This is a genomic window from Thalassospira sp. UBA4513, assembly GCF_002388495.1.
Classification (GTDB): Bacteria; Pseudomonadota; Alphaproteobacteria; order Rhodospirillales; family Thalassospiraceae; genus Thalassospira; species Thalassospira tepidiphila.
In genome coordinates, this window is record NZ_DGMR01000013.1 from 1 (window position 1) to 9,343 (window position 9,343).

Here is a 9,343-nt window from a genome sequence, read left to right on the forward strand (position 1 = left end):
CGCCGATATACATGCCCGGACGTTTGCGCACAGCTTCAAGGCCCTTAAGAACCTTGATCGATTCTGCGCCATACTCCTGCGACTGTTCACCAGTGTTCGGCGTTTCGGTTTCGTTGGTCATAGGGTCAGAACCTCGGCATTCACTAAGTGGTTTCAAGGGTCAGTGTGGCATCTTCCACGCGGAAGAATTGCGCACGACCGTCCAAACCTTCAAACAGCGCCCGGTCCGTGCCTGTCATCCAGGCCTGGACGCCAAGCGCCACGATTTCATCAAACAAGTGGCTGCGGCGTTCTGCATCGAGATGCGCAACCACTTCATCAAGCAACAAGAGCGGGCCAGCCCCGCGTGCCTTTGTCTGCAGGCGGGTATTGGCCATAATGATCGACAGCAACAACGCCTTTTGTTCCCCGGTGGAACATTGATCCGCCGACTGGCCCTTTGCATCGTGCCAGACCAGCAAATCACTGCGTTGCGGGCCGACCACCGCCCCGCCATAGGTCGCATCACGTGAACGTCCGTCGCGCAATGCGGCCCGCATTTTATCTTCGACCTCGACTGCTGGCAGGTTTTCCAGCCAGTCTTCAAGGTCCCCGGTCAGCGCCAGACGGGCGGCCGGAAATGGTCCGATGGCCATGGTCCCGGCACGACGCAACCGTTCGAGCAATTCTGCACGTGCGACCGCAACCGCAATGCCATGGCGCACCATCGAATCCTCGATCGAGGTCAGCCATTTATCGTCAGCCTTGCCTTCCTTAAGCAACTTGGCGCGTGAGCGCAGCGAATGCTCGTAGGCGGCAACGCGGCTGCTGTGGTCGGGATCAAGGCCATATACCAGCCGATCCAGAAAGCGCCTGCGGGCCGACGGACCATCCAGAAACAGTCGATCCATTTGCGGCGTCAGCCAGACCGCAGCACAAACCCGGCCCAAGGCGGCCTGACCACGCTGGGCCTGTCCATCGATGCGGACCGCGCGGCGTTCGCGGCCCTGTTCAAGGGCGGCCGGATCAAGCCCGGTGCCCAATTGAAACGCCCCGTCCGGCGTATCGACATCTGCGGCCACGGCCCAGGCCCGAAGTGCGCCATTGGCGGCTGGCGGGGTGCTGCGGGCAATTTCGCCCAGCTTGGCCCGGCGCAATCCACCGCCCGGCGCCAGAAGCGAGACCGCCTCAAGCAGGTTGGTCTTGCCCGCCCCGTTTGGCCCGGTCAGCACGACCGGCGAGCTGTCGAGCGACAGTCGCAGGCCTTCGTAACAGCGAAACTCGCTGAGCTGGATGCGGGAAACAGCAAGACGGCTTGTCATCGACACCCCGTCTTTTGGCATGAGGTTATTGGCAAGAGCAGCCACAGCTTGATCGTACTAACCGTCAAACACGCATCGGCATCAGAACGTACAATGCCGAAAGGTCGTCGGTGTCACGCAGGATGGTCGGGCTGGATCCGTCCGACATCAGAAGGTTCAGGGTGTCGCCCTTTACCTGCTTGGCGATGTCGAGCAGATAGCGCGAGTTAAAGCCGATTTCGATATCCTCGGCGTCGTAGTTGATTTCAAGCTCCTCGGACGCGGTGCCATGTTCGGGGCTGGAGGCCGAAAGGGTCAGGGTATTGCCCGACAAAACAACCTTTACCGCACGCGATTTTTCAATCGAGATCGCCGATACACGGTCGACCGCATCGGCAAATGCCTTGCATTCGATATCAAGGGTCTTGTCATTGCCCGACGGAATCACGCGTTCGTAATCCGGGAAGGTACCGTCAATCAGCTTGGAGGTCAGAACCGCATCGCCGAAACCAAAACGGATTTTGGTATCAGACAGCGCGATATCGACGGCTTCGCCGGTTTCCTCGATCAGTTTGCGGAGTTCACCAACGGTTTTGCGCGGCACGATGACACCCGGCATGTTTTCCGCACCATCAGGCAGCGGGGCTTCGACACGCGCCAGACGGTGACCATCGGTTGCAACCGCGCGCAGGATCTTGGTGCCTTCGGCGTCGGTGGCATGGAAATAGATACCGTTGAGGTAGTAACGGGTTTCCTCGGTCGAGATCGCGAACTCGGCACGATCAATCAGACCGCGCAGTTCGGCCGCAGCCAGACCGAAGCTGACCGGAAGGTCGCCACCCGACATTACCGGGAAATCATCAACCGGCAGAACGGCCAGGTTAAACTTCGAACGACCGGCAGAAAGGGTCAGGCGGCCTGCACCCGGCTCAAGCGAGATTTGCACCTGGGAGCCTTCGGGCAGCTTGCGCACGATTTCATACAGGGTATGGGCAGGGGTCGTGGTCGCGCCCGGTTCGGACACCTCGGCCGTCGTGGTTTCGATGACTTCGAGGTCCATATCGGTCGCGGTCAGCGCAAGACGATCATTCTCTGCCCGGAGCAAAATATTGGACAGAATCGGAATGGTGTTACGTCGTTCAACAACGCTTTGAACATGGGTCAGCGATTTCAACAGCGCCGCGCGTTCGATGGTCAGCTTCATGCCCGTCCTATCCGTCTGTCAGTATTCGTTTAACAAATTGATTTTTAATCGGTTTTCTTACCTGACCCACACCCTTTCGGGTGCGGAAATCGCATTATAACATGCTGGCTTGGAAATCGAAGGATTTTTACGGCCTAAACCCAAGCAAATAAAAGGAGTCGGCGGACAAAAATACGCCCCGAACGCGCAAAGCGGCGCAAACCGTGCGACTCGCAGTTTCGACGATAAAATTGCAGCTAAAAATCCAGCTGATTCAAAAACAAAATCCGCCGGAAAACACGGCGGATTTCATCTTGAACACCAACATTTCGACGCGCTTTTACGCGCAATCAGCTTTCGAGCATCCGACGCAGCAGATCGATATCTTCGCAGAGTGACGGGTCCGTTCCGTGCAGTTCTTCGATCTTGCGCACGGCATGCATCACCGTTGTGTGGTCACGACCACCAAACTTGCGGCCGATTTCCGGCAGCGAATGGGTGGTGAGCTGCTTGGACAGATACATTGCCACCTGACGCGGACGGGCGACCGCACGCGCACGGCGGGCGGAATGCATGTCGGACACCTTGATGTTGAAATGCTCGGCCACGCGTTTCTGGATTTCCTCGATCGAAACCCGGCGCTCGGAAGCGCGCAGAACGTCATGGAGGATGTCCTGAACCATTTCCAACCCGATCTCGCGACCAACCAGCTGGGAATGAGCAATCACGCGGTTAAGCGCACCTTCGAGCTCACGTACATTGGCGGTGATCTTGTGGGCAAGGAATTCCATGACCCGCTGGGGCAGTTCGACCCCCTGACGCTCGGCCTTGGCCTCCAAGATGCCGAGACGCAGCTCGTAGGTTGTGGCGTGAATATCGGCCACAAGGCCAGAGCCCAGACGCGAACGCAGGCGTTCTTCGATATCTTCAAGATCGGAGGGCGACTTGTCGGCAGACACAATGATCTGACGGCCCTGATCGACCAGCGCGTTGAAGGTATGGAAGAATTCTTCCTGGGTCGAGTCTTTGCCCGAGATGAACTGGACATCATCAACCATCAGCACATCGACCGAGCGGAACTGGTCCTTGAAATCGACCGTGTTCTTGTCGCGCAGCGCCCGAATAAAGCGATACATGAATTTCTCGGCCGAGAGGTAGATCACCGTGCGGTGCGGCTGGGTGCGGCGAATATGCCAGGCAATCGCATGCATCAGGTGGGTTTTACCAAGACCAACGCCACCATAGAGGAACAGCGGGTTGAACGGCACCGATTCGGCCTCTGCCAGACGGCGGGCGGCGGCATAGGCGAACTCGTTTGGCTTGCCCAGCACGAAGTTATCAAAGGTGTAGCGCGGATCCAGGGCAGCCGAGATGCCGTCATCAGACATGCTGGCAATGGCGGTGCGGCCTGATCCATTTGACTGGGACGGCGCACTGACCACGGTGTTGTTCTCCGTGGAATGGCTTGGGGAATGACCCGAGGAATGGGAAGTGCGCGCGGATTTGGTGCGCGCGGTCGTGGCGTTTGCCGATGTCGACTTGGCTGAAGAAGACCCCGAAGCAGACGCATCGTTCTGCGCAGTCGCGCCCGAAACGATATTGATTTCAACGAAATGCACATCGGAATCTTCGGCGTGCCAGAAATTCTGGATACGGTCGAGATAGTGCTGCGTCACCCAGTCACGCATGGCACGAGTCGGCGCACCCAAACGGGCCACACCGGCTTCAACCGCCATCAGAGCAACGGGCTCCAGCCAATAGCGATAGGCTGTGGCGCCAAATTCGGCGCGCAGCTTTTCGCGTACGACTTGCCAGGTTGCCACTGCGTGATCATCAAGTGCTGCGTGCTGGTCACCCGCAATCCCCCCGTTGGATTGCCCAAGTGCCGATTGTGTGTCCCTCACGGCGTGCTGCACTGTAAGAACCTTTCCCCGATATCCCGATTTCACCACCACAAAGACCGCAAAAGACAAAACGATACTGTGTCGCGTTGATCACCGCAGTGACCAACACGTTGGCCTTCCACAAAATCAGGAAGTGTACTCGCGCCTTTTGTTTTTAGTTCTTCGTCACTGGTCGCTTTGCGCGGCCTGCGAAGTTCAAACACTGTACTGATGTGACCCACATCAGGCAAGGCGATCTTTAACAGAACGTTAAAAGGATTTCGCAACCAAAACGGCCCTTGTTTTCTGCGGTTTCTTGCACCCGCGCAACCAAGGAACAAAAGGTGATTCTGCGAAATCCGGGCAGCGAAAAGGCCGCACCCGAGGTGCGGCCTTCGACTCGCCATCCCGTAAGGGATAAATTAAAGCGCTTTGATACGCGCGGTCAGGCGCGAAACCTTGCGAGCAACGGTGTTCTTGTGCAGAACACCAAGCTGTGCGCCACGCGCCATTTCCGGCTCAGCGATTTTCATCGCAGCCAGAGCAGCATCTTTATCGCCAGTGTTCAGCGCAGCCTCGACCTTCTTAACGAAGGTACGAATGCGACCGATACGTGCACCATTAACTTCTGCACGTGCGGCGTTGCGGCGAATGCGCTTCTTGGCCGATTTATGGTGAGCCATTGCGAACCTGTCTCTTCAAACAAATGTTACGTAATTCGGAGCGCGGCTTATAGCTCTGTCCGAAACCCTCGTCAACCCCCGATGCCGCCAATTTCTGCGGCTTCGGACTCTTTTGCGCCGCAAGGCAGATATGCAGGCATGGAATCAGAGGTCAACTTGCCCTGATCACCCCGCAATCAGCGGTGCTTGAAGGCGGGCTTACGTTTCTCGCCAAAGGCTTTCATGCCTTCTGCGCGATCTTCGAGTGCGAAGGTCGAATGGAATTCGCGACGTTCGAACATCAGGCCTTCGGTCAGGGTCATCTCATAGGCCTTGTTGACCGATTCTTTGACCTTCATCGATACCGGGCCCGAGAAGGAGGCGATCTTTTCGGCCAGTTGCATGGCTTCATCAAGCAGCGAGTCGGCCGGAACGATTCGCGCGACCAGTCCTGCACGCTCGGCTTCCTCGGCATCCATCATGCGCCCGGTCAGGCACATTTCCATCGCCTTGGCCTTGCCAACCGCACGGGTCAGGCGCTGTGTCCCGCCCGCACCGGGAATGGTGCCGATGGTGATTTCCGGCTGACCGAACTTGGCGGTGTCGGCGGCAATCATGATGTCGCACATCATCGCCATTTCACAGCCACCGCCCAATGCGAATCCGGCGACCGCGGCAATGGTCGGCTTGCGGCAGCTTGCAACGCGGGTCCAGCCCTTGGTGATGAAGTCGTTCTTATAAACGTCCATATAGTCGTAATCGGCCATTTCCTTGATGTCGGCACCGGCGGCAAAGGCGCGATCCGACCCGGTAATGACGATGGCGCGGATGTCTTCATCGGATTCGAAATCATCGAGGGCGGCACCGATATCCTTGATCAGCGCATCACAAAGCGCATTGAGCGCCTTGGGACGGTTAAGCGTGATCAGGCCGACATTGCCCTTTTTCTCGGCGATGATGTTTTCATAAGACATGCAAGTGATCCTTTTATCGCTGTTCGGCCCATGGGACTCCGGGTGTGAGTCGCTTTGGGTTATCGGGCCGATTCGCCTGAAACCATAATTTGATACTGTTTTACCGATTTTGATCCCGGGCCGCAACCGAACCTGTTATCGCCACCACACCTTCCCCGACTTTCAGAGACGTGTACCGTCCATATTATTTCTGGCAGGTTGGACAGAAGAAGGTCGACCGTCCGGCCTGTACGATGCGCGCGATGGTGCTATCGCAGCCATCGGCGATGCAGGTTTCGCCTTCGCGGCCATAGACACGGAAATTGTGCTGGAAATAGCCAAGCTCGCCATTGCTTTGGCGGTAGTCCTTAAGGCTTGAACCACCGGCAGCAATCGCATCTTCAAGCACCAGACGGATTTCGCGATACAACCGTTCGATTTCGCCGGGTTTAAGATCCTTTGCCAGACGGTCCGGCGCGATGCCTGATCGGAACAGGGCTTCGCAGACATAGATATTGCCAAGACCAGCAACCAGCTTCTGATCGAGCAGCACGGTCTTGATCGGGCTTGCCCGTTTGGCGATTCCCGCTGCCAAAACGTCGGCATTAAACGCATTGCCAAGTGGCTCGGGCCCGATACCGGCCAGCATTTTGTGGCTGGCGACCTCGTCGCCCGCGATCAGGGTGATGACACCAAAGCGCCGCGGATCGTTGAACCGCACCACAGCCCCGTCGGCCATGACAAAATCGACATGGTCATGCTTGCCCGCTTCGGGCACCTCGACAGTTGGATCATTGTGGATGGTCATGCGACCAGACATGCCAAGATGGATCAGCAGCACCTGCCCGTCATCAAGGTAGCCCAGAATGTATTTTGCCCGCCGGGTCAGCTGATTGATGGTGCGCCCGGCCATACGATCAACAAAACCCTCCGGGAAGGGAAAGCGCAGGTTCGCACGTCGCTGTACCACATGATTGACCACCCGTCCTTCCATGACGGGTGTCAGACCACGGGTGACTGTTTCGACCTCTGGCAATTCGGGCATATCTGGAACTCATATAAACAAGGGTGTGTGACTTTTAGACTACGGCTTGCGCGCAATTCAACGACTGAAATCGATCCCACTGGACGCATGCACGCAAAGCCATATGATGTGCGCTGTTTTGAAAGACCGCATCGCCCCCACTTGTGCGGTCGCGCCCCAATTTGAAAGCGCCCAGATGGAATTTGGTTTAGATCTTTTAGTGATCCTGTTTGCGGTTGCCACCCTTGCCGGTTTTGTCGATGCGATTGCAGGCGGTGGCGGGTTGATTACCATCCCGGCCCTGTTGTGGGCGGGTGTTACCCCGGCCCAGGCATTGGCGACCAACAAGCTGCAAGGCAGTTTTGGCAGTTTCAGTGCGTCGCTTAATTTCATTCGCAAGGGGCATGTTGATCCGCGCGATATGGTTTTGGCGATTGTCCTGACCTTTGCCGGGTCGGCACTCGGCACGGTTCTGGTTCAGATGCTTGATCCTGGCATTCTGATGACCATTCTGCCGGGGCTTTTGATCCTGATTGCGCTTTATTTCCTGTTTTCGCCGCGTGTGGGTGACATCGACGCCCATCAGATGATCGGCAAAGCGACCTTTGCGTTTACCGCCGGGTTTGGCATCGGGTTCTATGACGGGTTCTTTGGGCCGGGCACCGGATCGTTCTTTTCCATCGCCTTTGTTGCCCTGCTTGGTTTCAACATGACCAAGGCCACCGCCCATACCAAAGTTCTGAATTTCACCTCGAACTTTGCATCCTTGGTGATGTTTATCGCCGGGGGTGAGGTTGTCTGGATTGTTGGCGGCGTGATGGCGGTTGGCGCATTGATCGGGGCACAGATCGGATCACATATGGTGATGAAGGTCGGCGCACGTTTGGTAAGGCCGCTTCTGGTCGTCACTTCAATCGCGATATCGATCAAGCTGATCTTTGATCAGTACGGGACCACCATCAGCCAAAGCTGGGATCAGATCCGCCACTGGGTAAGCTGAGCTCGACCACTTATCGACCGGACAAAGAAAAACCCGTCAGCCTCAAGCTTGACGGGTTTTGTTTTACTCAGGCGCTGGCACCGTTTTCGACAAGGACTTCGTCGCGGCGATCAAGTAAATGGCTCCAGACCGTTGCCAACAGGGCAAGAACGGCAATTCCGGCCCCCAGCCATGGGATATGCTGATAGGAAACGCCCTGGGTGATGGCAATACCGCCAAACCATGCGCCCGCCGCATTGCCAAGGTTAAAGGCACCCTGATTAAGGGTGGATGCAAGGTTGGGCGCATCGGATGCCTCGTTCACCACGCGCATCTGAAGCGGGGACACCAGGGCAAAGGCCACCACACCCCACAACATCACGGTTGCGACGGCCGGAATGACCGACGTCAGCGTTTCGGTAAACAGGGCAAGAATCGCAATCAGCAAAGCAAAGGCCATGATGATGGCGGGCATCAAACGCCAGTCCCCCAAACGCCCACCGATATAGTTGCCCACGGTCAAGCCAACCCCGAACAGCAGCAACACATAGGTTACCTGACGCGGGGTAATGCCGGTGATTTCCTGCAACATCGGAGTGATATAGGTAAAGACGCTGAACAAGCTGGCCGAGGCGAGAACCGAAATCAGCATCGCCAGCAGGACCTGTTTTTTGCCAAGCGACTTGGCTTCAAGCCACAGGCTGCCGGTCGATGCGGCAATCTGGCGCGGCAGGGCAACATAAAGCGCGCTGGCGGCAACAACACCAATCGCCACCACTGCCCAGAAGGTCGAACGCCAGCCAAGTTCCTGACCAAGGGCCGTGCCAAACGGCACGCCCAGCACATTGGCCAGCGTCAGACCGGAAAACATCAGGGCAATCGCCTGAACCCGTTTATGCGGCGCGACAAGGTTTGAGGCGACAACAGCCCCCAGCCCAAAGAACGCACCATGGCAGAAGGCAGTGACCACACGGGCCGCCATCAAAAGCCAGTAATCAGGGGCAATCGCACACAGGAGGTTGCCGAGAATGAAGATCGAAATCAGCAGCAACAAGGCCCGCCGGCGGTCCATGCGCGCGGTGGCAATCGCCAAAAACGGCGCGCCAAACGTCACACCGAGTGCATAGCCCGTCACCAGCAACCCGGCATCGGGAATGCTCACACCAAGATCAAGCGCCACATCGGGCAGAAGCCCCATAATGACAAACTCGGTGGTGCCGATCCCGAATGACGCAAGGGCGAGGGCCAGAATCGGCAGGTTCCCGAAAAATCCGGGGCGGGTGACGGTATCTGTCATGTCAGAATATCCAGATCAACTTTAGCGCAGGTGACGCGGGGGCGCGGGTGACGCGGCCAACGTTTTGTGCAACTGCGAGATA

The 9,343-nt window shown here is 57.2% G+C and carries 8 protein-coding genes; 1 reads left to right on the plus strand and 7 read right to left on the minus strand.

Annotated features, from left to right (window positions below; all coding sequences use genetic code 11):
- Positions 1-143 precede the first annotated feature (143 nt).
- From recF to mutM, 6 genes are all read right to left on the minus strand, one after another.
- Positions 144-1,301, minus strand: coding sequence for a DNA replication/repair protein RecF (recF, locus tag B2T33_RS05475; RefSeq protein WP_286791321.1), 1,158 nt, complete (start codon positions 1,299-1,301; stop codon positions 144-146).
- Between the two features lie 64 nt (positions 1,302-1,365).
- On the minus strand, positions 1,366-2,484 hold the full coding sequence (gene dnaN / locus B2T33_RS05480; RefSeq protein ID WP_008888966.1) for a DNA polymerase III subunit beta: 1,119 nt from the start codon (positions 2,482-2,484) through the stop codon (positions 1,366-1,368).
- A 329-nt stretch (positions 2,485-2,813) separates the two neighbouring features.
- Positions 2,814-4,379 carry a chromosomal replication initiator protein DnaA gene (gene dnaA, locus B2T33_RS05485; protein WP_286791322.1) on the minus strand — a complete coding sequence of 522 codons (1,566 nt, stop codon included), beginning with the start codon at positions 4,377-4,379 and terminating at the stop codon, positions 2,814-2,816.
- 389 nt (positions 4,380-4,768) lie between these two features.
- Positions 4,769-5,029 carry a 30S ribosomal protein S20 gene (gene rpsT, locus B2T33_RS05490; RefSeq protein ID WP_008888964.1) on the minus strand — a complete coding sequence of 87 codons (261 nt, stop codon included), beginning with the start codon at positions 5,027-5,029 and terminating at the stop codon, positions 4,769-4,771.
- A 176-nt stretch (positions 5,030-5,205) separates the two neighbouring features.
- Entirely contained in the window at positions 5,206-5,982 is a 777-nt protein-coding gene (locus tag B2T33_RS05495; protein WP_008888963.1) for an enoyl-CoA hydratase, read from the minus strand.
- Positions 5,983-6,166: 184 nt separating this feature from the next.
- Positions 6,167-7,006: a bifunctional DNA-formamidopyrimidine glycosylase/DNA-(apurinic or apyrimidinic site) lyase gene (gene mutM, locus B2T33_RS05500; protein WP_008888962.1), complete on the minus strand. Its 840-nt coding sequence runs from the start codon at positions 7,004-7,006 to the stop codon at positions 6,167-6,169.
- Between the two features lie 175 nt (positions 7,007-7,181).
- On the opposite strand from mutM, the gene B2T33_RS05505 reads away from it, so the two are divergent.
- On the plus strand, positions 7,182-7,985 hold the full coding sequence (locus tag B2T33_RS05505) for a TSUP family transporter (protein ID WP_286791323.1): 804 nt from the start codon (positions 7,182-7,184) through the stop codon (positions 7,983-7,985).
- A 67-nt stretch (positions 7,986-8,052) separates the two neighbouring features.
- Here B2T33_RS05505 and B2T33_RS05510 read toward each other — a convergent pair whose 3' ends face one another.
- On the minus strand, positions 8,053-9,261 hold the full coding sequence (locus B2T33_RS05510) for an MFS transporter (RefSeq protein WP_286791324.1): 1,209 nt from the start codon (positions 9,259-9,261) through the stop codon (positions 8,053-8,055).
- Positions 9,262-9,343 lie beyond the last annotated feature (82 nt).

What these genes read in the sequence shown, in the direction of transcription:
- recF (WP_286791321.1), bottom strand. Translation starts at nt 1,301, where the DNA reads ATGACAAGCCGTCTTGCTGTTTCCCGCATCCAGCTCAGCGAGTTTCGC.
- dnaN (WP_008888966.1), bottom strand. Translation starts at nt 2,484, where the DNA reads ATGAAGCTGACCATCGAACGCGCGGCGCTGTTGAAATCGCTGACCCAT.
- rpsT (WP_008888964.1), bottom strand. Translation starts at nt 5,029, where the DNA reads ATGGCTCACCATAAATCGGCCAAGAAGCGCATTCGCCGCAACGCCGCA.
- B2T33_RS05495 (WP_008888963.1), bottom strand. Translation starts at nt 5,982, where the DNA reads ATGTCTTATGAAAACATCATCGCCGAGAAAAAGGGCAATGTCGGCCTG.
- mutM (WP_008888962.1), bottom strand. Translation starts at nt 7,006, where the DNA reads ATGCCCGAATTGCCAGAGGTCGAAACAGTCACCCGTGGTCTGACACCC.
- B2T33_RS05505 (WP_286791323.1), top strand. Translation starts at nt 7,182, where the DNA reads ATGGAATTTGGTTTAGATCTTTTAGTGATCCTGTTTGCGGTTGCCACC.
- B2T33_RS05510 (WP_286791324.1), bottom strand. Translation starts at nt 9,261, where the DNA reads ATGACAGATACCGTCACCCGCCCCGGATTTTTCGGGAACCTGCCGATT.